The sequence below is a fragment of the Novosphingobium sp. ST904 genome (assembly GCF_001298105.1).
Taxonomy (GTDB): domain Bacteria; phylum Pseudomonadota; class Alphaproteobacteria; order Sphingomonadales; family Sphingomonadaceae; genus Novosphingobium.
In genome coordinates this window covers 292,047-315,529 of record NZ_LGJH01000166.1, presented here as the reverse complement: position 1 = coordinate 315,529, position 23,483 = coordinate 292,047, and the positions used below count along the sequence as shown (strand labels likewise).

The window sequence follows — 23,483 nt, the reverse complement described above, 5'->3', positions numbered from 1 at the left end:
GGGGCGGGACGAAAACCTTGTTCACCCCGCCGCCTTCTTCAGCGCGACACGGACGAGGTCGTTGAGCCCGGCATCCTCGCCCAGTTCCTCCACCGCCTTGCCGACCGCCATCGCGGCGATGGCGGGCTTGAAGCCGAGGTTCTGGAGTGCGGAAACGGCATCGGCGCTGGAAAATCCGGCAGGTGCCGCCACCGCCGCAAGGCCCGGCGCTCCGGGCACGGTGGGCATGCCGCCCGCCTTGTCCTTGAGTTCGTTGACGATGCGGCTGGCCAGCTTCGGGCCGACGCCGTTGGCGCGCGCGACCATGGCGCTGTCGCCGCCGGCACAGGCGCGCTGCAGTTCCTCGGTCGTCAGCGCCGAGAGGATCGCCAGCGCCACTTTAGAACCGACGCCCTGCACCGCCGTCAGCAGGCGGAACCAGTTGCGTTCCGCCCCGCTGGTGAAGCCGATCAGGCGCTGGTCGGTTTCCGAGACCTGCATCTCGGTATGGACGACGACCTTGTCACCCCGGATGCCGAGATGGTCGAGTGTGCGCGCCGAACAATGGACGAGATAACCGACGCCGTTGACGTCGATAATCGCCCAGTCGGGGCCGGTGTCGTCGAGCAGACCTGTAAGCTTGGCGATCATGGTTTGTTCCTATGGCATAGCGCGGTTGGCCAAGGAAGGGCGAAAAGCGCCAAGGCTCTGGATGACTTGGCACAGCCGCTCGGCTAGCACGAAGGCATGGGGCAGAGCGGACAGCAGGGCGCAGCCGGAACGCGCAACCGGGACCGGCAAACGGGGTGGCTGGTCACAGGCGGCGTGCTGATCCTTGCGCTGGCGCTGCGGGCGCTGGCCTTCGCCCCGCTTGACCTGCTGCATCCCGACGAACTGGCGCAGTATCTCGAACAGGCCAACCGGCTCGCCACCGGGCATGGGCTGCTGCCGTGGGAAACGCGCTTCGGCATCCGCAACGAACTGATCCCGCAGCTTCTCTGCCTGCCGATGTGGATCGCCCACAGGCTGGCGCCGGGCACTCTCGCGCCGATGTACGCCGCGCGGATCTGCTATGCCGTGCTGACGCTGCTGGCCCTTCCCGCCGCGTGGCGACTGGGTGCGCTGACGTCCCGCCGTCATGCGCTGGTCGCGATGTTCGTCGTGGCGACATGGTGGCAGAGCGTGCTGTTCTCCGACCTGCTGCTGTCGGAAAGTCTTGCCGCGGCCCTGATCCTGCTTGCCGCCGCTCCGCTCCTGGACAGCGCCGCCGGCCGCGCGGCGATCACCGGCAGCGGCTTCCTGCTCGGCATCGGCCTGCTCGTCCGTTTCCAGTTCGCACCTTTCGTGGCGGTGCTCGCCCTTTCAGCCCTGTTCGCCGACGTCAGGCGGTGGAAACCGCTGGCGATCGGCGGCATCGCGGCGCTGGCAATCGGCGCGGCAAGCGATCTTGCGCGCGGCGCTGTGCCGTTCGGCTGGGTGATCGCCAACCTCACCAAGAACATCGGCGAGGGCAAGGCGGCTGGCTTCGGAACCAGCGGGCCGCTTGAATACCTGTTCGAATTCTATCGCCATTTCGGCGCCGCACCGTTGCTGTTCGCCGTGATTGCCGTGGTTCCGGCGGCGCGGCGATATGCCCCGCTGCTTCTCGCTGCCGCGCTCACCGTGGCTGCGCACAGCCTGATCGCGCACAAGGAATACCGCTTCGTCTGGATCGCCACGCTCGGCACCCTGACGATCGCGGGCATCGGCTCTCTGACGCTGGTGGACTGGCTGCTGAGAAACCGGACGGCCGGTCGACGCGATACGCTTCCACTGGCGGCGACCATGGCGATCTGGGCGCTGCTCAGCTTCGCCTCCTTCGCGACGACCGGCGGCTACCGATCGATGCGCGGAGGCGGCGGGCTGAGCGAATTGGCGATAGCAGCCGCGCGGGACCCGCGCGTCTGCCGGCTTGCCGTAGCCGAATCCTACTATCTCTACGTGGTGCCTTCGATCCTGCCCCGCGACCTGCCGATCTCGGTGGCGCCCAAGGGCGTGCAGGAGGGGCGCAAACCGCTTCCGCCGGGGCTTGCCCGGGCGGCCAATGCCCTGCTGGCGGGAAGCGAACGCCCCCGAGGGGCGGAAGGGTACGAGAAGATCGCCTGCCGGCAACTTCCGAAGGAGCAGCCCTGCCTCTACCTTCGCCCGGGAAGCTGCACGCCGGACCCGGTGTACAATCTCCAGAGCTCGATCGAGCGGGCGGGGCTCTAGGCGCTTAAAGGTTCGCTTGCTGATCCTCGGGCACATCATCCCACGGCCGGTAATAGAGCGCGGCGCAATCCTGCGCGAGCACGCCGCCTCTCAGCGTCAGGTCGTCCTTGTAGGCGTCCGCCACGAAATCGAGCGTCGAGAGGTGGCGATCCTCGAAGTACATCGGATGGACATCGCCGCGCCCCGCGCCATGGACGATGCGGCTAACCCCTGCCCAGATCGCGGCCATGGTGCACATGCCGCAGGGCTGGAGCGTGGAATAGAGCGTGGCGCCTTCGATGCGCATGTCGCCCATCACCTTGCCAGCGGCGCGGAAGGCTTCGATCTCGGCGTGGGCGGTGGCATCGCAGCATTCGGCGGTACGATTGACGCCCGAGGCGACGAGGCGGTCCCCCAGCACGACCAGCGCGGCGATCGGGGTGTGCGACGGGTCGGTGCCCTTTCGCTCCACCGCAAGACGCAGGGCCTCGCGCATCCAGTTCTCGTCGGTACTGTCCATGAAGAGGCAACGGCGCTGCCCCCTGCCGGTTCCGTCAGCGATGGCTGCCGAGCATGTTGGCATGCGTGATGGCCACCGCCAGCGCGTCCGAGGCATCCTCGCCCGCCAGCGTCACGCCGGGCAGCAGGACCTTGAGCATATGCTGGATCTGCTTCTTGTCCGCCCCGCCGGTGCCGACGAGCGCCTTCTTGATGACCTTGGTGGAATATTCCGCCACCGGCATTCCGGCCCGCGCAAGGCTGAGCATGGCAACGCCGCGCGCCTGGCCGAGCTTGAGCGTCGATTGCGGGTTCACGTTGACGAAGACCTCCTCCACCGCGCCCGAATCCGGACGGTGATGCAGGATCACGTCGGTGAGCGCGGCATCGAGTTCGACCAGCCGTTCGGCCATTCCGGCCTTGGCGTCCGTGCGGATCTGGCCGTTGGCGATATGGCTGAGCCGGCTGCCGCTCTTGGCGACGATGCCCCAGCCGGTGCAGGTCAGCCCCGGGTCGAGCCCGATGATGATCATCGCCTCAGTACCACATGTCGAAGGGGCCGTTCGGCTCCTCCGCTTCGGCGCGTTCCTGGAGGAGGGGAGCGGAAAGGTCGTGCGCGGACCGTCCGGGGCACGACAGGGTAATGAGTTCCCGTTCCCCGCGCGCGCCTTCCAGCACGGCGATGCCCGAATAGGCCCGCCCCGGGCTCTCGCTCAGTTCGCCGTTCATCCCTTCGAACACGACGTAATGGAAGCGGCCGCGGCTTATGCGGACATGCCGTTCATAGCCGTTGCCCTGCCCGCGCACGTCGCCGACGCGCACGTTCGACCAGTCCGGCAGGCCGGCAAGGTCGATCTCCGCCTTTCCGCGCGGGCCGTAGCGATAATGCACGGTCTCGCCGTCGGAGCAGAGCGACCCCACTCCGCGCGGGAACGCGCAGGAGTAGAGCACCCGCTCGCCCGGCACGCAGTGGCTGGCCACTGGCGCGCCGCTGTCCGCGACCGCCGACCCGGCAGGCGAAAGCGCCAGGCACGCGGCTCCCAGTGCCGCTACCGCGAGCACCGGGAAAACGGACGCTACGGGAAGCTGGATCAGCCCAGCTTCTCCATGACTTCGTCCGAGATTTCGTAGTTGCCCCAGACGGTCTGGACGTCGTCGTCGTCTTCGAGAGTATCGACCAGCTTCATCAGCGTGCCGGCGGTGTCGGCATCGACATCGACGGTGAGGTTGGGCTTCCACGCCAGCTTCACGCCCTCGGCTTCGCCAAGGACCTTTTCCAGTTCGCGGGCGACTTCGTGAAGCGAATCGACCGAGACCCAGATCTGGTGGCTGCCCGGATTCTCGTCGCCATCGCCCATGTCGCTCTCGACATCGTCGGCGCCGGCTTCGATGGCGGCTTCGAGGACCTTGTCCTCGTCACCCACGCTGGCGGGATACTCGATCAGGCCGAGACGCTCGAAACCGTGCGAAACCGCGCCCGAAGCACCAAGATTGCCGCCGTTCTTGGAGAAAGCGGTGCGCACGTTGGTGGCGGTGCGGTTGCGGTTGTCGGTCAGCGCCTCGACGATGAGGGCGACGCCGCCGGGGCCGTAACCCTCGTAGCGCACTTCCTCGTAATTCTCGGCATCGCCCTTGCTGGCCTTGTCGATCGCGCGCTGGATGTTGTCCTTGGGCATCGACTGCGCCTTGGCCGCGTTGACGGCGGCGCGCAGCGCGGGTTCATGTCCGGATCGGGCATGCCCATCTTGGCCGCAACGGTGATTTCACGGCTGAGCTTGCTGAACTGCGCCGAGCGCTTCTTGTCCTGCGCGCCCTTGCGGTGCATGATGTTCTTGAATTTGGAATGGCCTGCCATTGGGTCCGCCGTATTCGTTGTTCTGTCGAAAGGATGGGCGCCCTTACAACAGGCGCAGGGCAGAGGGCAACCGCCCCGCTGGAACGCAAGCGTCCTGTGCGGGCCCGGCCGAAAATTCGCCGGACCCGCACAACGGAAAGCAACCTTGCCTTTTCAGGCGATCAGTCGATGCCGAGAGCCGTCTTGTAGGTATCGAGCAGCATGTCCATCTCGCGGCGGTCGTCCGGCTTCATCTTACGGATGCGGACGATCTGGCGCATGATCTTGACGTCGTAGCCGACTGCCTTGCCTTCGTTGTAGACGTCGCGGATGTCGTCCGAAATGCCCTTCTTTTCCTCTTCGAGGCGCTCGACGCGCTCGATCAGCAGACGCAGGCGATCGTCGGTGGTTTCGGCCATCGGTATTGGTGCTCCAGAAAAAATCGTGAATCGGTTTGGCGGCGGCTGATAGCGGCTGCACCGGATTCGGGCAAAGGCGCCCCCTGTGGAAATCCTGTGCGTAGAGCGGGAAAAGTGCCCCGGTTGCCTCTGCCCGCCCCCTTGGCTAAGCAGCGTAAACGGTGACAACGTTCCCGGCTTTCAGCGGCTTCGGCCCTGAAGGATTCAAGTCCGGGACGGCCCGGCAGCCACTTTTTGGAGGTTGCCGATGCCCACTGCCATGCCCTGGATCGTTCTCGTCATTGCCGGTCTGTTCGAAGTCGTCTGGGCTTCGGCCATGAAACAGTCCCACGGCTTCACCCGGCTGTGGCCCAGCATCGTCACGCTCGCCGCGATGCTCGCCAGCTTCGGCCTGCTGTCCTGGGCGATGCGCGTGCTGCCGCTCGGCACCGCCTACATGGTGTGGACGGGCATCGGCGCTCTGGGCGCTTTCGCGGTGGGGATCGTGCTCCTCGGAGAAACGCTGAGCGTCATGCGCCTTGCCGCCGCCGGACTGATCCTCGCCGGGCTCGTGCTCATGAAGCTCGCGAGTTCCTGATCGACGCAACCGCGCGGGCGTCGACCCGGCGAACCGGGCCACAGGGTCGCCGAGGCCGAAGGATCAGTGCCCCGGGACGTTCTTCTTCAAGCTTTCTTCCATCCGCGCGATCTGCTCCGGCGTCGCCTCGGTCTGGTAGGCCTGCTTCCATTCCCCGAACGGCATGCCGTGGATCACTTCGCGGGCGGCGGCCCTGTCGCTTGCGAACCCGGCATCGACGATCCAGTCGGCCAGGCAGTTGCGGCAGAATCCGGCCAATCCCATCAGGTCGATGTTCTGGGCATCGTGGCGGTTCTGGAGGTGGCGCACGAGGCGACGGAACGCGGCGGCGGCCACGGCGTCGTCAAGCTGGTCGATCTGGTCGTTTCCGTTCATATTTCTGCCAATCGTCCTTGGTTTGTCATGCCGCCTTTGCCATATGTCGCCGAAATATCGAAAGAGAGGCAGACAGATTTTGGCCACCACCCCTCCGTTTCGCCGTTCGCCGCACCATCGCGGCATCAAGCGCCAGCGCAAGGTGAAGATTCTCGCCACGCTGGGGCCTGCCAGCCGCGACAAGGAGACGATCGCCAAGCTGCTCAAGGCCGGCGCCGACGCCTTCCGCGTCAACATGAGCCATGGCGACCATGAAACCCACCGCGAAACCATCGCCAACATCCGCGCGGTCGAAAAGGACCTGATGCGCCCGGTCTCCATCCTGTGCGACCTCCAGGGCCCCAAGCTGCGCGTCGGCACTTTCGCGGAAGGCAAGGTCTTCCTGCGCCACGGCGCGCACTTCACGCTGGACCGCGATCCCACTCCGGGTGACGAGAACCGCGTCTGCCTGCCCCATCCCGAACTGTTCGGCATCCTCCAGAAGGGCCAGCGCCTGCTGATCGACGACGGCAAGCTGCGCCTCGTGGTCATCAAGCCGGAAGCCGATTCGATCCTGTGCACCGCCGAAGTCGGCGGCTACATCTCGGATCGCAAGGGCGTGAACGTGCCTGACGCCATCGTCCCCGTCCCGGCGCTGACCGACAAGGACCGCCGCGACCTCGCTTTCTCGGTGGAGCAGGGCGCGGACTGGATCGGGCTCTCCTTCGTCCAGCGTCCCGAAGACGTGGCCGAGGCTCGCCGCCTGATCGGCGGGGCCTGTGCGCTCATGTCGAAGATCGAGAAGCCGGCAGCGGTCGACGCGATCGACGGTATCATCGAGCTTTCGGACGGCATAATGGTCGCCCGCGGCGATCTCGGCGTGGAACTGCTGCCCGAGGAAGTGCCCCCGATCCAGAAGCACATCATCGCCAAGACCCGCGCCATCGGCAAGCCGGTGGTGGTGGCCACGCAGATGCTGGAATCGATGATCACCAGCCCCTCGCCCACCCGCGCCGAAGTGTCCGACGTCGCCAACGCCGTCTATGACGGTGCCGATACGGTCATGCTCTCGGCCGAGACGGCGGCCGGCCAGTGGCCGGTCGAAGCCGTGACCATCATGGACCGCATCGCCGTGAAGGTGGAAACCGATTCCACCTACCGCGAACGCATCCACCTCGCCCAGACCCCGCCCGATGCCACCACGGCAGACGCGCTCTCGGCATCCTGCGCCACCATCGCCGACACCCTGCCGATCGAGGGCATCATCGTCTTCACCGGCTCGGGCGGTTCGGCCCGCCGCGTCGCACGCGAGCGTCCCGGTGCGCCGATGCTGGTGCTGACCCCCTCGATGAAGACCGCCCGCCGCCTCGCGCTGCTGTGGGGCGCCCATACGGTGACCACCAAGGATATCGGCAGCTTCGAGGAAATGATCGCCAAGGGCAAGCGCATGGCCCTGCGCCACGGCTTCGGCGCCGCCGGCACGCGCCTGGTGGCGCTGGCGGGCGTGCCCTTCGGCACCCCGGGCTCGACCAACCTGCTGCACGTCGTGACGCTGACCGGCAACGAGCTGGATTCGCCGAACTGAAAGTGACGGCCGAGGAATGAACCCGACTTGTCCCGGACTCGATCCGGGACAAGTCGGGAAGATTTCGATCAGTCCCGCGCGCCGAACAGCGCGCTGCCGACCCGCACATGCGTGGCGCCAAGCATGACCGCGACCTCGAAATCGTCGCTCATGCCCATCGAGAGCTGCGAGACGCCGTTGTCCGCCGCGATCTTGGCGAGCAGCGCGAAGAACGGCGCCGCCTCGATGCCGAACGGCGGCACGCACATCAGGCCCGCAACGGGAATCTGCGCCTCGCGCGCGGCGGCCAGCAGCGCGGGCACATCGGCAATCGCGCAGCCGCCCTTCTGCTCTTCCGCGCCGATGTTGACCTGCACGAAACAGGGAACCTGCCGCCCGGCCTTGTCCATCGCCTTGCCCAGCGCCGAAACCAGCGAAGGCCGGTCGACCGAGTGGATACAGTCGAACAGCGCCAGCGCGTCTTCCGCCTTGTTCGACTGAAGCTGGCCGACGAGGTGGAGCCGCAGGTCGGGGTGCGCCTCGCGCAGGGCGGGCCACTTGGCCTCCGCTTCCTGCACGCGGTTCTCACCGAACACGCGCTGGCCTTGTGCGATCAGGGGCGCGATGGCCTCGGCCGGGTGAGTCTTGGAAATGGCGACGAGTTCGATCGACGCGGGCTCGCGGCCGGCGATATGCGCGGCTTGCGCGATGCGGGCGCGAATGTCTTCGAGCGGAGATGCTGGCTGATCCATGGCGCGCTGCTATAGCGCCATCGTGCCGAACCGCCAGATGCCTCGTCCTTCCAGATCGCCGCTTCCCGACATTTGGCTGGTGAGCGATGCCCGCAACGATCGAGGGCTGGAGCACGCCCTTGCCCGGCTTCCGCGCGGATCGGGCCTGATCTACCGGCATTATCACCTCGCGCCGGCCGATCGCCGGGCGCGGTTCGAGGCGCTTGCCCGCGCAGCGCGGCGCTTCGGGCACCGCGTGGTCCTGTCCGGCACCGCCCGGCAGGCGCGGGAATGGCGGGCGGACGGCGCTTACGGAGCGGCCGGAAAGCTCGCCCCCGGGCCCGCGACCTTGCGCCTCGTCACCGTCCATTCCCTGCGCGAAATCGCCGAAGCCCGCCGGGCCCGTGCCGATGCCGTGTTGCTCTCGCCGGTGTTTCCCACCCGCTCCCACCCCGGCGCAGGCACGCTCGGCCCGGTGCGTTTCCACCTTCTCGCCGCACGTTCCGGCGTTACGGTGATTGCGCTTGGCGGCATGACCGGGCATCGGGCACGCCATCTGCCGAAGCGAAAATGGGCCGCGATTCAGGGCCTTGCCCGATCACCCACAAGGGTGTTCCCGATCCATTCTTGACGGCGAGTCCCGCCAGAGCGCATTATCCAGGGCGCTACCAAGGCCCGATTTCCAGGGGGAATTTCCAATGGCCACACGGCCCCTCGCGCCCGGACGGCGAATCGCCAAGCCGAACTGGCGCGCCGTCATGAAGCGTTCCTTGCGCCGCGCCTCCGAGTTGAGCGGCGCGCTGGCGCTGTTCGCGGCGATGGCGTTCCTCGCCCTTGCGCTGGTGAGCTATCACCAGACGGACCCCTCCGCCTCCACGGCGGCAGGCGGCCCGGCGCAGAACTGGATGGGATCGGTCGGCGCCTGGGTGGCGGAGCGCGCGCTCGTGCTGTTCGGCCCGGTCGCGGCGCTGTTCATTCCCCTGCTCTATGTCTTCGCCCGCAAGCTCTGGCTGCTGGTCGAGGAGGACGACAACGAGATCGAGCATTCGAACCAGCGCTGGTGGCGCCCGGTGGCGGTGCTGGCGATCGCCATGATGCTGATCGCCACCGTCATGTCGCTGCTGTTCACCGAGCCCGGCGGCGTCCTTCCCGCCTCGATGGGCGGCATCACCGGCCTGCTCGGCGCCAAGGCCATCAATTCGATCTCCGCCTTCACGCCGGCGGCCGTGCAGGGCTGGATCACGCTCGTTCTGGCGCTGCTCTGCGCGCTGGCGGGCGTGGCGCTGATCGGGCAGGTCTTCGCGTTCGACTGGGTACGCCTGCTGACCCTCCCCGGCCGCATCGGCCGTGCGCGAGAGGATGGCCCCGCTCCGGCCGCTGCCGCGAAGAAGGCGGAACTGCGCGAAACGGCGGAAGACAAGCCCCGCGCCGCCGCCCGCGCGGAAGCGCCCGCCGGGATCGACGGTCCTTCGGAAAAGCCGCGCAAGGCCCCGGAGATCAGCGACCCCAAGGCCAGCCCCACCCCTGCGCAGCTTACCCTCGGCAACCGCCAGAAGGACATGTTCGACAAGTACGCGCTGCCGGGTCTCGACCTGCTGGCCGACCCGCCGCCCAATTCGCAGCCCAAGGTCGACAAGCTCAGCCTCGAACGCAACGCGCGCCTGCTGGAAACCGTGCTCGACGACTTCAACGTCAAGGGCGAGATCACCGCAGTGCGCACCGGCCCCGTCGTCACCATGTACGAACTGGAGCCCGCACCCGGCATCAAGGCCAGCCGCGTGATCGGCCTGGCGACGATATCGCCCGCAACATGAGCGCGATCTCGGCGCGCGTCTCCTCGATTCCGGGGCGCACGGTCATGGGCATCGAACTGCCCAACGCCGACCGCCAGATGGTCTCGTTCAAGGAGATGGTCGCCTCCGAGGCCTTCGCCAACCACAAGGGCATGCTGCCGATCATCCTGGGCAAGGACATCGCCGGCGAACCCGTGGTCGCCGACCTTGCGACTATGCCGCACTTGCTCGTCGCCGGTACGACCGGTTCGGGTAAGTCGGTCGGCCTCAACGCGATCCTGCTCTCGCTGCTCTACCGCCTGACCCCGGCGCAGTGCCGCCTGATCCTCGTCGATCCCAAGGTGCTGGAACTCAAGAGCTACGACGACATCCCGCACCTGCTCTCGCCCGTCGTCACCGAACCGCCCAAGGCCGTGCGCGCGCTGAAGTGGGCGGTGGAGGAAATGGAGCGCCGCTACCGCCAGATGAGCGAGATCAGCGTGCGCAACCTCGCCAGCTTCAACGAGAAGGTCCGCACCGCCGCCGCCAAGGGCAAGCCGCTGGGCCGCCGCATCCAGATCGGCTTCGATCCCGAGACCGGCGAGGAACTCTACGAGGACCGCCAGCTCGACTACGAGGCGCTGCCGCAGATCGTCCTCATCGTCGACGAGCTGGCAGACCTCATGGTCACCGTCGGCAAGGAAATCGAAGTGCTGATCCAGCGCCTCAGCCAGAAGAGCCGCGCCGCGGGCATCCACCTCATCATGGCGACCCAGCGCCCCTCGGTCGACGTCATCACCGGCGTCATCAAGGCCAACCTGCCGACCCGCATCTCCTTCGCCGTCACCAGCCGCATCGACAGCCGCACCATCCTGGGCGAACAGGGCGCCGAGCAGCTGCTGGGCAAGGGCGACATGCTCTACAAACCCAGCACCGACCCGATCAAGCGCGTCCACGGCCCCTTCGTCTCGGACGAGGAAGTCGAACACGTTGCCGACCACTGGCGCGGACAGGGCAAGCCGGATTACGTCGATGCCGTCACCGAAGAGCCGGAAGAAGGCTCCTTCGGCTTCGACGACCTCGACGCCACCGCTTCGGATGCACCGGAAGAACGCAAGTACCGCCAGGTCTGCCAGCTCGTGTTCGAGAACCAGAAGGTGTCGGTCTCGTGGCTCCAGCGCCAGATGGGCGTGGGCTACAACACTGCCGCCAAATGGGTCGAACGCATGGAGCAGGACGGCTACGTCGGCCCCGCCAACCATGTCGGCCGCCGCGACATCTATCGCGACGAAAACGGCAGCCCGCTCTGATCGCGATGACGAGGCCGCACCTTCCGCTTCTGGCCGTGCTTCCCGTCCTGGCATCCCTGAGCCTGGGCCTGAGCCTGATCTCGCCGCCGGCGCTCGCCGCCGCGACCGCGCAGTGGCAGCGCCTCTTCGTGCCGAATGTGGAGAACATGCTCGGCCGCAGGGTCTATGTGGACAAGCTGAGCGTGAAGAGCGGCATGATCGGGCGGCAGTTCCAGCAGATGCAGGTGCTGCTGCGCGCCGGTGGCGGCTATCCGCAAGGCACCATGCTCTACGCCGACCGCGCGGTGGACTGCGCGAACGGCCGGGTGCTGTCCTATCACTGGCGGATCGTCCAGCCGAACGGCGCCGTCCTGCGGGACTGGAGCGACGCCAGCCCGGCGGTTTCCGCGGTACAGTGGGCGGGCGAGGACGGGCTGGTGCTGAAGTACGTCTGTACCGGAATATTGCCCCGCTAGGCCGCGCGGATAAATTCGGCCAAACTTCTCCGGCCCCCTCCATCGAGGGTTACGCGCTGCGCTGCGAGGTTCTAAGTAACCCCTTCGCGCCCCGCTTTTTCCGCTTCCCGCCCGAAAGGCCCCGATGGAAGATCATACTCAGGCATTCCTGCTGAACGACGGCTTCCTGCTGCTCGGAACGGCGCTTGCCTTCGTCCTGCTGTTCCGCCGCCTCGGCCTTGGCGCCACCCTGGGCTACCTGCTCGCGGGGGCCATTCTCGGGCCCTATGCCTTCGGCCTCGTCGGCGATGCCGAGAACAAGCTGGGGATCGCGGAACTGGGGATCACGCTGCTGCTGTTCATCGTCGGCCTCGAACTGGCGCCGCGGCGGCTGTGGCGGATGCGCAGCGAGATCTTCGGGCTCGGCTTCCTGCAAGTGACTCTTTGCGGCCTCGCGGTTTCGGCGGTGATCTTCTATTCGACCGGGTTCAGCGTCGCCGCATCGCTGGCGCTGGGCCTGCCGCTCGGCCTGTCCTCGACGGCACAGGTCCTGCCGATGCTCCAGAGCGCCGGACGCCTCAACACCCCGTTCGGCGAGCGTTCGTTCGCGGTCCTGCTGTTCCAGGACCTCTCGATCATCCCGCTCATCACCATCATCGCGGCGATGAACCGCAACCCGCACCTGCCGGAAGGCCCTCCGGGCTGGATCCTGGTGCTGGAGACGCTGGCCGCCATCGCCGGGCTCATCCTGGCCGGGCGCTTCGTGATCCGGCCGCTGTTCCGCCTGATCGGCAACCTGGGCGAGCGCGAGATGTTCGTCTTCGCCGCGCTGTTCACGGTGATCGCCTCGGCCGCGCTGATGCAGTCGCTCGGCCTGTCGACCGCGCTGGGCGCCTTCATCGCCGGGGTCATGCTGGCCGATACCCCCTATCGCCATGAACTGGAAGCGGACGTGGAGCCGTTCCGCTCGATCCTGCTCGGCCTGTTCTTCATGTCGGTGGGCATGATGCTGGACCTTTCGGCCATTGCCGAGCGGCCGATGTTCGTCGCCGCCATGGCGGTGGCGCTGATCGCGGTGAAGGCATCGGTGATCTTCGGGCTCGGCCTGCTGTTCAGGATGAACTGGCGCAGCGCGCTGGCGCTCGGCCTGCTGCTGAGCCAGGGCGGCGAATTCGGCTTCGTGCTCTTCGCCCAGGCCCAGAACGCCTGGCTGATCGAGCCGCAGGCGGCCAGCCTGTTCAGCGCCATCGTCACCCTGTCCATGATCACCACCCCGTTCCTGATGATGGCCACCGCGCGCATCCGCGAAATGCCCGTCAGCAAGGAAACCCGCGAAGGCCCGCGCAAGGACGGTGCCAGCGCATTGGTCGTCGGTTACGGCCGCTTCGGCCAGACCGTGGCGCAAGTGATGATCGCCGCCGATATCCAGGTGACGCTGATCGACACCGATATCGAGATGATCGACGTGGCCAGCGGCTTCGGCGCGAAAGTCTGGTTCGGCGACGGCACCCGTATCGACCTGCTGCGGCAGGCAGGCGCGGGCCATGCGCAGATGATCGTGTTCTGCATCGACGGCGACCAGCTTTCGGAAAGCTTCCTCCTCAACGTCCACGAGGCTTTCCCGGATGCCCGCATCGTTGCCCGCGTCTACGACCGCCGCGCGATGATCCGCCTGAAGGACGCACCCGTCACCTTCATGGTCCGCGAAGTGATGGAATCGGCCGTGGTCATGGGCCGCGAGGCGCTGGAAGTGCTCGGCCTGTCCCTCGAACAGATCGACATTGCCGAGAATACCTATCGCTCCAGCGACAAGGAGCGCCTGTCGATCCAGTACGAGACCGGCGATCTGCGCGCCGCCCGTGACCGCATCCTCACCCAGGACCTGCGCGACGCTCACTGAAGGCGATCGGCCACCGGCGGCGGTCAGGGCACCGCATAGCCTTCGAAGCGCTTGATCCGCCGCAGCGAGAAGCTGGTCCGCATCGAGGAAACCCCCGGCAGCCGCGCCAGGCAGTCCCGGTGGATGCGGTCGTAATGATCGAGGTCGGCGGCGGCGACGCGCAACTGGTAATCCGCCGCGCCCGACATCAGGTGGCATTCGAGGATATCCTCGAAATCCCCCACCGCGCGTTCGAAGCGTTCCATCGCTTCGCGGGTCTGGCTGGTCAGCGTGATTTCCACGAAGACCTCCACGGCAAGCCCGAGCCGCCTGGCATCCACCCTTGCGGCATATCCCAGGATCAGGCCCTGCTCCTCCAGCGCCCGGATACGGCGATGGCAGGCAGACGGCGAGAGATTCACCAGCGCGGCCAGTTCGGCGATCGAGCGCGAGGAGTCTGCCTGCAACGCACCAAGAAGTGCGCGGTCCGCCCGGTCCATGGAAAATTCTCTTGTCGTTTGTTTCAAGAGTGGGAAATATTCCTGTTCTTCTTTCTGACAAGCCCCAATTCGGTGAAACATTGCAGGGTGCCGGGTGTATCTCACGGGCAGGAGAGAATTTTGCCGGAGTGGAAAACATGCGTGTCGGTACCGTCAGGGAAATCAAGAACCACGAATACCGCGTCGGCCTGACGCCGGAGAGCGCCTGCGAACTCGTGGCGCACGGGCACGAAGTCTGGGTGGAAAGCGGCGCAGGTCTCGGCATCGGCGCCAGCGACGCCGATTATACCCGTCAGGGCGCGAAGATCGTGGCATCGGCGAGCGAGGTCTTCGAAGGCTGCGAAATGGTCGTGAAGGTCAAGGAACCGCAAGCGGGCGAACGCGCCATGCTGCGCGAAGGCCAGATCCTCTACACCTACCTCCACCTCGCGCCCGATCCCGAGCAGACCGCCGATCTGGTGAAGTCCGGCGTCACCGCGATCGCTTACGAGACCGTGACCGGCCCCGGCGGCCAGCTTCCGCTGCTCAAGCCGATGAGCCAGGTCGCGGGGCGCATGTCGATCCAGGCCGGCGCCACCGCGCTGGAAAAGGCCCATGGCGGACGCGGCGTGCTGCTGGGCGGTGTTCCCGGCGTGATGCCGGGCAAAGTGGCGGTGATCGGCGGCGGCGTGGTCGGCTTCAATGCCGCGCAGATGGCGGTGGGCCTCGGCGCCGACGTGACCATCCTCGACCGCAGCCCCGACGTGCTCGAACGACTCGGCATCCACTTCGAGGCGCGCGCCAAGACCCGCTTCTCCAGCACCGCCAACCTTGCCGAGAGCGTGGCCGAGGCCGATCTCGTGATCGGCGCCGTGCTGATCCCCGGCGCCGCCGCGCCCAAGCTGGTAACGCGCGAGATGCTGGGCACCATGAAGGCCGGCGCGGTACTGGTGGATGTCGCCATCGACCAGGGCGGCTGCTTCGAGACGAGCCATGCCACCACCCATGCCGATCCGACTTTCGTGGTAGACGGGGTCGTCCACTATTGCGTCGCCAACATGCCCGGCGCGGTGGCCCGCACCAGCACTTATGCGCTCAACAACGTCACCCTGCCCCATGCGCTGGCGATCGCCAACCTCGGCTGGAAGGCAGCGCTCAAGGCGGACCCCCACCTTGCGAACGGGCTGAACGTCCACGCCGGGAAAGTGACCTTCGAGGCTGTCGCGACCGAGCTGGGCTACGATTACACGCCGGTCGGCGACGTGCTGGGCTGAGTTTGCGCGAAGAAGATCTCACCCTGAATTCGCTTCAGGGTGACGATAGGGATGGTTATCCGGCCCCGTCCCAGAACGGCGCGGCCACTTCCGGCGGCACCCGCATCAGGCGCTGCGAGGCGATCTCGATCATGGCCCAGGTCGTCTTCGCGGAAATGAGCACCCTGCCCGCCGCATTGCGGAAATCCACCCGGCGCACGAACCGCGCGCCGGTCGGGCCTTCGGGGATGAAGGTTTCCCCGGTCACGCTCTCGCCCTCGCGGATATTGCCGCGATAGTCGATCTCGTGCCGGGTCACGACCCAGGCGTATCTCGCCTGATGATCGGGCAGGGCCACCGCTTCCCAGTGCGCCGTGGCCATGGCCTCCATCCACCGCACCCAGACCGCATTGTTGACGTGGCCCATGACGTCGATGTCATGGGCTGCGCCGTGAAGGTCAGGGTGAAGGGCGGCTTCACTCGGTAACGCCGAGCTGCCAGAGGATGAAGGCGAACTCCTCCGCCGTTTCCTTCAGGCTCTCGAACCGGCCGGACTTGCCGCCGTGGCCCGCGCCCATGTTGGTCTTGAGGATCAGCTCGTTATCGTCGGTCTTCAGTTCGCGCAGCTTCGCCACCCACTTGGCGGGTTCCCAGTACGTCACCCGCGGGTCGTTGAGGCCGGCCGTCACCATGAGCGGCGGATAGGCCTGGGCCTTGACCTGATCGTAGGGCGAGTAGCTGCGGATCAGCTCGAAGGCGGCCTTGTCCTCGATGGGATTGCCCCATTCCGGCCATTCGCCCGGCGTCAGCGGCAGGGTATCGTCGAGCATGGTGCTGAGCACGTCCACGAAGGGCACATGCGCCACCACCGCGCCGAACAGTTCAGGATCGGAGTTGACCACCGCGCCCATCAGCTCGCCGCCCGCCGATCCGCCCGAGATCGAGATCCTGCCCGCCTCGGTGAAGCCGCGCGCGATCAGGCCCCTGGCCACATCCACGAAGTCGTTGAAGGTATTGTTCCGCTTCTCCAGCTTGCCCGCCTTGTACCAGGCGCGGCCCAGATCGTCGCCGCCGCGGATATGGGCGATGGCATAAGCGAAGCCGCGATCGACCAGGCTGAGCCGCGTGGTCGAGAAGCCGGGATCGATCGAGATGCCATAGGCGCCGTAGCCGTAGAGGTGCAGCGGCCCCGCACCCGTCCTGTCGCGGCGGTAGACGATCGAGACCGGGATCGGCGTGCCGTCCCGCGCCGCGATCTCCAGCCGTTCCGTCGCATAGAGCGAGGCATCGTAGCCCGAGGGGATTTCCTGGACCTTGAGCACTTCCATCGTGCGCGCCGCCACGTCGTAATCGATGACCGACGAAGGGCTGACCATCGATTCGTAGGTCAGGCGCAGCACGTCCATGTGCCATTCGGGATTGTTCGAAAGGCCTGCCGAATAGCTCGCCTCGGGGAAGGTGATCGGCTCCACGCGGGCGGGATCGTCGTAGTAGCGGACCTCGATCTGGTCGAGCCCGGCGCCGTGGCCCACCAGCTTGCGGCCTTCGGTCACGTAGAAGTCGCGGAACAGGTCGGCGCCGGTGAGGTAGAACGCGTCGGTGCCCTCGATCAGCGTGGTCCATTCGCCGGGATTGTCCAGCGGCGCGGTGGCGAAGCGGAAGTTCTCGTGGGTGTCGTTGGTGTGGATGTAGAGCACGCCGTCGCGCTCATCGACATCGTATTCCACGCCCTTCTGGCGCGGCTTCACCAGAATCTGCTCGCCCAGCGGATCGCTGGCGAGGACCATGCGGCATTCGCTGGTCTCATGGTCGCTGGTGCCGATCAGCAGCCACTTCTCGTTCGACGAGAGCGAGGACCCGACGCGGAAGCCCTCGTCGTCCTCGTGATAGAGTTCGACGTCGTTTTTCAGCGGCTGGCCCAGCCAGTGCAGGCGGGCATTGTCGGTGCGCCACTGTTCGTTGGCGAGCGAATAGACGAGGCCCTTGTCGCCCGCGACCCAGACGAGACCGGACAGCGTGCCGGGAATCTCGTCCGCCAGCAATTCGCCGGTCGCCAGCACCTTGACGTGGACGGTGAAGCGCTCGGAGCCGTTGTCGTCCACCGAATAGGCAAGCAGCTTGCCGTCGTTGCTGGTGGAGATCGCGCCGAGGTTGAAATACTCCTTGCCCTCGGCCAGCGCCACTTCGTCGAGGATCAGTTCGTCGGCGCTGCCGTCATCGGTCGCGCGACGGGGCGGCGCCACCACTTCTTGTATTCGGCGCCTTCCTCGAATTCGATCCAGTAGAGCCAGTCGCCGTCCTTCTGCGGCACCGACTTGTCGGCTTCCTTGATGCGCGCGCGCATTTCCTTGAACAGCGCGTCGATCTTGCCGTGACGATCCGCCATGCGCGACTCGAACCAGCGGTTTTCCGCTTCGAGGTGCTCCAGAACGGCCTTGTCGGTAACTTCGGGATAACCGGCGTCGCGCAGCCAGGCGTAGTCGTCTTCGACGGCAAGGCCATGGTGAGTGAAGGAATGCGGCTTCTTCGCCGCCTGTGGAGGACCGGAAAGGGTCTGGGTGGAATCTGCCATGACCTCCATCTATGATCGCACCATGACCCCCGCAAGCCGGATACCTTTTCCATGTTGATGAATACCCATGAAGCGCGCCTCGATGCCCTGCGCGGAGAACTGAAATCGCGCGGCCTCGATGGCTTCGTGATTCCGATCTCGGATGAGCACATGAGCGAATATGTCGGCGCCTATGCGCAGCGCCTTGCCTGGCTCACCGGCTTCGGCGGCTCGGCCGGCAGCGCCGTGGTGCTGACCGATCCCGCGCTGTCGCCCGCCGCCGCCATGTTCGTGGACGGTCGCTACACCCTTCAGGTGCGCGATCAGGTGGACGGCCGGTTCTACGCCTATGAAAGCGTGCCGCAGACCAGCCCCGCGCGCTGGCTGGGGCAATATGCCCCCAAGGGCGCCAGGATCGGCTACGACGCCTGGCTGCACGGATCGAAGTGGGTGGAAGCGGCGCAGGCCGCGCTCGCCGCTGTCGGCGGCACCCTTGTCGCGGTGGACGGCAACCCGATCGACGCGGTGTGGGAAGACCAGCCCGCACCCTCGCCTGCCCCCGCGCTCGTCCATGACGATGGGCTCGCCGGCGAATCGAGCAAGGCCAAGCGCGCCGCCGTCTCCGAATGGCTGACCGCGCGCGGCCTCGACGCCACCGTGATTTCGGCGCTGGATTCGATTGCCTGGCTGCTCAACCTGCGCGGCACCGACGTGGAGCGGACCCCGGTGGCGCTGTCCTACGTCCTCGCCCATGCCGACGGCACCGCCGATCTCTACATCGCCGACGAGAAGGTGACGCCGCAGCTTCGCCAGCACCTTGGCAATGCCGTGCGCATCCAGCCGCGCGGCGCTTTCATTTCCGGCCTCGGCACCCTGGCCGGCAAGCGTGTCGCGGTCGATCCCGACAATGCCGTGGCCGCCGTGTTCGAGACCCTGCGCGCCGCGGGCGCCACGATCGTCGAGGAACGCGATCCCACGATCCTGCCCAAGGCCGTGAAGAACCCGGTCGAACGGCAGGGCCACCGGCAGGCGCAGGCGATCGACGGCGTAGCCGTCACCCGCTTCCTGCACTGGCTGTCGGTCGAAGGCCCCAAGGGCGAAGTGACCGAGATGAGCGCGTCCGACCGCCTCCACGCCTTCCGCCGCGAATGCGGCGACTTGCGCGATCTCTCGTTCGACACGATTTCGGGCGCCGGCCCGAACGCGGCCAGCCCGCACTACCGCGTCTCCGAGGAATCGAGCCTGACCCTGCTTCCCGAAAGCGTCTATCTCGTCGATTCGGGCGGACAGTACCCTTACGGCACCACCGACATCACCCGCACCGTATGGATCGGCACGGGCGAACCCCTCGCCGAAGTGAAGGACCGCTTCACGCGCGTGCTCAAGGGCACCATCGCCATCGACCGCGCCGTGTTCCCCAAGGGCACCAACGGCGGCCAGCTCGATGCGCTTGCCCGCCAGTTCCTGTGGCAGGTCGGTCTCGACTACGCCCACGGCACCGGCCACGGCGTGGGCAGCTTCCTTTCCGTCCATGAAGGCCCGCAGCGCATCGGCAAGCCGGCCGGCGGACAGGCCGGCACGTCGCAGGAACTGCTCGCGGGGATGATCCTCAGCGACGAGCCGGGCTACTACAAGGCGGGCGAGTACGGCATCCGCATCGAGAACCTGATCCTCGTCGAACCGCGCCGGTTCGCCGGTTCGGACGGCGAATACTTCGGCTTCGAAACGCTGACGCTGGTGCCGATCGACCGCCGCATGGTGGACACCTCCCTGCTCTCGGCGGACGAGACGGCCTGGTGGAACGCCTATCACGCCAGGGTGCTCGACGTGATCGGCCCGCAGCTTGACGGCGAAGTGAAGGTCTGGCTCGAAGAGCAGTGCCTGCCGCTCTGATATCGCCGCATCGATACGGAGCCGTTGCGGTGCGGCTGCTTCCGATATTGTGAGCCTTGCGGCTCAGGCGTAGCATCCTCCCGGCAACAGGATTGCCGGGAGGATCTGCCCATGACGGAACCCGTACACGATCTCAGGACCCATCCGGTCCACCTCGGCCTCGGCGCGGCAGCCCGTGCCCAGCCCGCCTTCACCGGCATGGAATGGTACGCCGCCTATTCCGAACGCACCGCGCCGGACGGTGCCGAGGGCCGGCTCGTCTCGATGTACGATTTCGCCGAAAAGCTGGGACAGCTGGGAAATGCACCCGGCGGGCGACGAACTCGTGGTCTGCCTCGCCGCGCCATGACCCTGCATCAGGAACTGGCGGACGGCAGCGCCCGCAGCGTGACCATCGGCCCCGGCGAATATGCGATAAACCCGCCCGGCGCCTGGCACACCGCCGATGTCGATGGACCGGCCACCGCCCTGTTCATTACCGCCGGTGCAGGAACGCAGCATCGCCCGCGATGAGTTTGCCGGAAGGCTTGCCTCGCGCTGAATGGGGTGCCAAGCCTGTGACAATTGGCGACAATAAACCCGCAAGACGGCACAACTGCGCGACAAGCGGCGATTAGACCGGGCATCAGAAAGCCGCGGGGCGTTCCTTCCCCCTCCCTTCCCCGCCCCACGGCTTTCGCCAGTTTTTCGAGAAAGAGAGCCACGAGCATGAATCGCTTCCGCACGATCACCATCGGCATCTCCGCCGCAGCCCTGGCGATTGGCGGAATGGCCGGCGCCCAGAATGCGACGACCAGGCCGGCGGCCCCTTCGGCGACATCGCCGGCAGCCCCCGAGCGTGACCGTATCGAAACCCGCGCCGAGGCACAGGCCCGCGCGGAGGCGATGTTCGCCCGGCTCGACGTGAACAAGGACGGCAAGCTCGACCGCGCCGACCGCGAGGCCCGCCGCCAGCAGAGGCGCGAGGGCATGTTCGACCGGCTCGACACCAACCGGGACGGCTCGATCTCCAAAGCCGAGTTCATGGCCGATCGCGGCCCGGACGGCGATCGCGGTCCCCGCCCCGGCGGCGATCGCCCCGATGGCGCAGGGCCGGGCGACATGCCCCCGCCGCCTCCCGGTGGCCCCGACATGAATGGCCCCGACATGAATGGCCCCGACATGAATGGCCCCGGCAAGGATGGCCGCCCCGAACGCCATGGCCGCCACGGCGGTCCGCGCGGCGGGATGAAGGGGCCGATGATGGGCCTGGGCAAGGCCGATGCCGATGGCGACCGCGCCGTCACCCGCGCCGAATTCGTCACCGCCGCGCTCCAGCGCTTCGATGCGGTGGACACCGACAAGGACGGCAAGATCACCCCCGAGGAACGCCGCGCCGCGCGTGACAGGATGCGCAGCGAGTGGCAGGCCCGCAAGAACGACCGCCGGGACGCACGCGGCGCGCCTGACGCGCCGCCGCCACCCGCGAAGAAGTAAATCGAAGCCCGCCCGAGCGACGGCCGGAAAAGGAATGGAATGAACGACATCTCGCCCGCCCGCATCCTGCTGGTCGACGACGAAGCTGCACTCCGCGAGCCCCTGGCCGACTATCTGTCGCGCCAGGGGTTTGCCGTCACGCCGGCCACCAGCGCCGCCGAAGCCCGGAGCAAGCTGCAGGGCGAGAAGCCCGACCTCGTCCTGCTCGATATCATGATGCCCGGCGAGGACGGCCTCTCGCTGTGCCGCCACCTCGTGGAAGCGCAGGACATTCCGGTGATCTTCCTCACCGCCCGCGGCGAGGCGACCGACCGGATCGTCGGCCTTGAGATCGGCGCGGACGACTATGTGGTGAAACCGTTCGAACCGCGCGAGCTGGTGGCCCGCATCCGCTCGGTCCTGCGCCGCGCCGCCCGCGTACCCGCGCAGGCACCGGAGAACGAGGCCTTCGCCTTCGAGGGGTGGCTGCTGGACCCGCTCAAGCGCCGCCTGTCCGATGCCGAGGGCGCAACCGTGCCGATCTCCTCGGTCGAGTTCCGCCTGCTCATGGCCTTCCTCGAACACCCCCGCCAGGTGCTGAACCGCGACCGCCTTCTGGACATGGTGCAGGGCCGCGAGGCGCACCTGTTCGACGCGCGGTGGATAACCAGGTCAGCCGCCTGCGCCGCAAGATCGAAGTCGATTCGCGCAATCCGCAACTGATCCAGACGGTCTGGGGCGGCGGCTACATGCTCGCTACCGACGTGCAGCGCGTACCGCTCGAAGCGGACTGATCGGATCGCCCCCATGTCGAGCCTGAAGATGCCTCGTCCCCACAGCCTGATGGGCCAGATGCTGCTTGCCATCGCGGTCGCGCTGATGCTCGTGCAGGGCCTCGGCGCGTTCTTCGTCTACCGCGCCCAGCGCGAAGGGTACGAGGCGAGCATGCTCAACGCCTCCGCCTTCAGGCTGGTCATGGAAACGCGCGGCCCCCGTGCGCTATCGCGCCGCCATGACGGCGGCCCGCGCGTGCAGCTTTCCGGCCCGCCGCCCAAGGGCTACCACCTCGAATACAGCACGCGCTCGCCCGTCGCCCCCGGCGAGACCCGCGACGAGGAGGCCGAGGCCGGCATAACCCGCATCCTTGCCGACCAGGAATTCCCGATCCGCGAGATCGTCGTCGTCCACCGCGATGTCGGGCGTGACCGCGTGGCCCGCCGGAACGCGCTGGAACGCGCGGCGGGCTACGGCCTCTCGCGCGAGGAAACGCAGGGCCTGATGCGCGCCAACCTGCTGGTGGTCGGCGTTCGCACCGATGACAGCGGCAACTGGATCATCTCCCGCGTGCGTGCGCCGCGGGCCGAGAACGTGCTGATCACGCCGATCCTGATCCAGACGATCATCATCTACGTGGTCATCATGGGCGCCGTGGCGCTGATCCTGCGCCGCATCACCCGCCCGCTGGCCGCCCTTACCCGCCGCCTCGAACGCTTCGCCGCCACGCAGGACGTCGACGGCCAGCTTGCTCCTTCCGGCCCCGAGGACATGCAGCGCCTGATCGTGGCGCACAACGCCATGGAATCGCGCATCGCCGCCCTGCTGGACGAGAAGAACGTCATGCTCGGCGCCATCGGCCACGATCTCAAGACCCCGCTCGCCGCGCTGCGCGTACGCATCGAATCCGTCACCGACGATGTGGAACGCGGCCGCATGGCCACCACCATCGAGGACATCGTCCATACCCTGGACGATATCCTGTCCCTCGCCCGCGTCGGCCGCCCCAGCGACCCGCTGGAACGCACCGAACTTTCGGCGCTGATGTTCTCGGTGATCGAGGAATACGAGGACATGGGCGAGCCGGTGGAGGTGGGCGATACCGAACGCGTCGCGCTCGAACTGCGCCCGACCTGGATCCGGCGCGCCCTGCGCAACCTGATCGGCAATGCCCTGCGCTACGGCGAGCGCGCACGCGTCTCGCTCTCGCGCGAGGACGGGCGCGATGGAACGACGCGGGCGGTGATCCTCATCGAGGACGATGGGCCGGGCATACCCGGCGATTCCATCGACGCGATGATGAACCCCTTCACCCGCGGCGACCCTTCGCGCAACAGCGCCACCGGCGGCGCCGGCCTCGGCCTTGCCCTGGCCCGCGCGATCGCGGACCAGCACGGCGGCGCGCTCAAGCTGTCGAACCGGGTCTCGGCAAACGGCACGATCGAGGGGCTGACGGCGCGGCTGGAACTCCCGGTCGGTTAGCGGAAGCCCCTGCCTG

At 67.1% G+C, this 23,483-nt stretch carries 18 protein-coding genes and 6 pseudogenes; 13 read left to right on the top strand and 11 right to left on the bottom strand.

Annotated elements, in window-relative coordinates; all coding sequences use genetic code 11:
* Positions 1-21: 21 nt before the first annotated feature.
* Positions 22-630 (bottom strand): Holliday junction branch migration protein RuvA, encoded by a 609-nt coding sequence (ruvA, locus tag ADT71_RS29550; protein ID WP_054442233.1) that lies wholly within the window; start codon positions 628-630, stop codon positions 22-24.
* Positions 631-726: 96 nt separating this feature from the next.
* On the opposite strand from ruvA, the gene ADT71_RS29545 reads away from it, so the two are divergent.
* Positions 727-2,229: a hypothetical protein gene (locus ADT71_RS29545; protein WP_054442232.1), complete on the top strand. Its 1,503-nt coding sequence runs from the start codon at positions 727-729 to the stop codon at positions 2,227-2,229.
* 4 nt (positions 2,230-2,233) lie between these two features.
* On the opposite strand, the gene ADT71_RS29540 is transcribed toward ADT71_RS29545, so the two are convergent.
* The 5 genes and pseudogenes from ADT71_RS29540 to ADT71_RS29520 all read right to left on the bottom strand — a co-directional run bounded on the left by ADT71_RS29540 (position 2,234) and on the right by ADT71_RS29520 (position 4,959).
* Complete coding sequence (locus tag ADT71_RS29540) at positions 2,234-2,728, bottom strand: nucleoside deaminase (RefSeq protein ID WP_054442231.1); 495 nt, start codon at positions 2,726-2,728, stop codon at positions 2,234-2,236.
* Positions 2,729-2,762: 34 nt separating this feature from the next.
* Entirely contained in the window at positions 2,763-3,239 is a 477-nt protein-coding gene (gene ruvC, locus ADT71_RS29535; RefSeq protein WP_054442230.1) for a crossover junction endodeoxyribonuclease RuvC, read from the bottom strand.
* A gap of 4 nt (positions 3,240-3,243) precedes the next feature.
* Entirely contained in the window at positions 3,244-3,768 is a 525-nt protein-coding gene (locus tag ADT71_RS29530) for a hypothetical protein (RefSeq protein ID WP_054442229.1), read from the bottom strand.
* Positions 3,769-3,797: 29 nt separating this feature from the next.
* A pseudogene (locus tag ADT71_RS29525) lies at positions 3,798-4,561 on the bottom strand (YebC/PmpR family DNA-binding transcriptional regulator).
* Positions 4,562-4,722: 161 nt separating this feature from the next.
* Positions 4,723-4,959 carry a GapR family DNA-binding domain-containing protein gene (locus ADT71_RS29520; RefSeq protein ID WP_021232392.1) on the bottom strand — a complete coding sequence of 79 codons (237 nt, stop codon included), beginning with the start codon at positions 4,957-4,959 and terminating at the stop codon, positions 4,723-4,725.
* A gap of 259 nt (positions 4,960-5,218) precedes the next feature.
* On the opposite strand from ADT71_RS29520, the gene sugE reads away from it, so the two are divergent.
* Positions 5,219-5,536, top strand: coding sequence for a quaternary ammonium compound efflux SMR transporter SugE (gene sugE / locus ADT71_RS29515; RefSeq protein WP_054442293.1), 318 nt, complete (start codon positions 5,219-5,221; stop codon positions 5,534-5,536).
* 63 nt (positions 5,537-5,599) lie between these two features.
* On the opposite strand, the gene ADT71_RS29510 is transcribed toward sugE, so the two are convergent.
* Entirely contained in the window at positions 5,600-5,911 is a 312-nt protein-coding gene (locus ADT71_RS29510) for a DUF1244 domain-containing protein (RefSeq protein WP_054442228.1), read from the bottom strand.
* A gap of 79 nt (positions 5,912-5,990) precedes the next feature.
* On the opposite strand from ADT71_RS29510, the gene pyk reads away from it, so the two are divergent.
* Entirely contained in the window at positions 5,991-7,475 is a 1,485-nt protein-coding gene (pyk, locus tag ADT71_RS29505) for a pyruvate kinase (RefSeq protein WP_231636310.1), read from the top strand.
* 68 nt (positions 7,476-7,543) lie between these two features.
* On the opposite strand, the gene ADT71_RS29500 is transcribed toward pyk, so the two are convergent.
* Positions 7,544-8,206: a YggS family pyridoxal phosphate-dependent enzyme gene (locus ADT71_RS29500; protein WP_054442226.1), complete on the bottom strand. Its 663-nt coding sequence runs from the start codon at positions 8,204-8,206 to the stop codon at positions 7,544-7,546.
* On the opposite strand from ADT71_RS29500, the gene ADT71_RS29495 reads away from it, so the two are divergent.
* The 4 genes and pseudogenes from ADT71_RS29495 (at position 8,205) to ADT71_RS29480 (ending at position 13,601) form a co-directional block, all read left to right on the top strand.
* Complete coding sequence (locus ADT71_RS29495) at positions 8,205-8,816, top strand: thiamine phosphate synthase (RefSeq protein WP_082370631.1); 612 nt, start codon at positions 8,205-8,207, stop codon at positions 8,814-8,816. The two genes, ADT71_RS29500 and ADT71_RS29495, sit on opposite strands and share 2 nt — an antisense overlap.
* A 67-nt stretch (positions 8,817-8,883) precedes the next feature.
* Positions 8,884-11,267, top strand: a pseudogene (locus ADT71_RS29490) (DNA translocase FtsK 4TM domain-containing protein).
* Between the two features lie 5 nt (positions 11,268-11,272).
* A complete protein-coding gene (locus ADT71_RS29485; RefSeq protein WP_054442225.1) occupies positions 11,273-11,722 on the top strand; it encodes a hypothetical protein in 450 nt (149 codons plus the stop codon).
* 124 nt (positions 11,723-11,846) lie between these two features.
* Positions 11,847-13,601, top strand: a complete 1,755-nt coding sequence (locus ADT71_RS29480) for a cation:proton antiporter (RefSeq protein ID WP_054442224.1) — start codon at positions 11,847-11,849, stop codon at positions 13,599-13,601.
* A 23-nt stretch (positions 13,602-13,624) separates the two neighbouring features.
* Here ADT71_RS29480 and ADT71_RS29475 read toward each other — a convergent pair whose 3' ends face one another.
* Positions 13,625-14,080, bottom strand: coding sequence for an Lrp/AsnC family transcriptional regulator (locus ADT71_RS29475; RefSeq protein WP_054442223.1), 456 nt, complete (start codon positions 14,078-14,080; stop codon positions 13,625-13,627).
* 137 nt (positions 14,081-14,217) lie between these two features.
* On the opposite strand from ADT71_RS29475, the gene ald reads away from it, so the two are divergent.
* Positions 14,218-15,333: an alanine dehydrogenase gene (ald, locus tag ADT71_RS29470; protein ID WP_054442291.1), complete on the top strand. Its 1,116-nt coding sequence runs from the start codon at positions 14,218-14,220 to the stop codon at positions 15,331-15,333.
* Positions 15,334-15,388: 55 nt separating this feature from the next.
* Here the strand turns inward: ald and ADT71_RS29465 are convergent.
* Positions 15,389-15,792 (bottom strand): annotated as a pseudogene (locus tag ADT71_RS29465) (acyl-CoA thioesterase).
* Positions 15,789-17,893: pseudogene (locus tag ADT71_RS29460) on the bottom strand (S9 family peptidase). The pseudogenes ADT71_RS29465 and ADT71_RS29460 overlap by 4 nt, the downstream one beginning before the upstream one ends.
* Positions 17,894-17,935: 42 nt before the next feature.
* On the opposite strand from ADT71_RS29460, the gene ADT71_RS29455 reads away from it, so the two are divergent.
* The 5 genes and pseudogenes from ADT71_RS29455 to ADT71_RS29435 all read left to right on the top strand — a co-directional run bounded on the left by ADT71_RS29455 (position 17,936) and on the right by ADT71_RS29435 (position 23,467).
* The gene (locus ADT71_RS29455) at positions 17,936-19,756 is read left to right on the top strand and encodes an aminopeptidase P family protein (protein WP_054442221.1); all 1,821 of its coding nucleotides are present in this window, start codon (positions 17,936-17,938) and stop codon (positions 19,754-19,756) included.
* 111 nt (positions 19,757-19,867) lie between these two features.
* A pseudogene (locus tag ADT71_RS29450) lies at positions 19,868-20,269 on the top strand (cupin).
* 195 nt (positions 20,270-20,464) lie between these two features.
* Positions 20,465-21,232 carry an EF-hand domain-containing protein gene (locus ADT71_RS29445; RefSeq protein ID WP_054442220.1) on the top strand — a complete coding sequence of 256 codons (768 nt, stop codon included), beginning with the start codon at positions 20,465-20,467 and terminating at the stop codon, positions 21,230-21,232.
* A 39-nt stretch (positions 21,233-21,271) separates the two neighbouring features.
* Positions 21,272-22,005: pseudogene (locus tag ADT71_RS29440) on the top strand (response regulator).
* Positions 22,006-22,033: 28 nt separating this feature from the next.
* Entirely contained in the window at positions 22,034-23,467 is a 1,434-nt protein-coding gene (locus ADT71_RS29435) for an ATP-binding protein (RefSeq protein ID WP_231636309.1), read from the top strand.
* Positions 23,468-23,483: the final 16 nt, after the last annotated feature.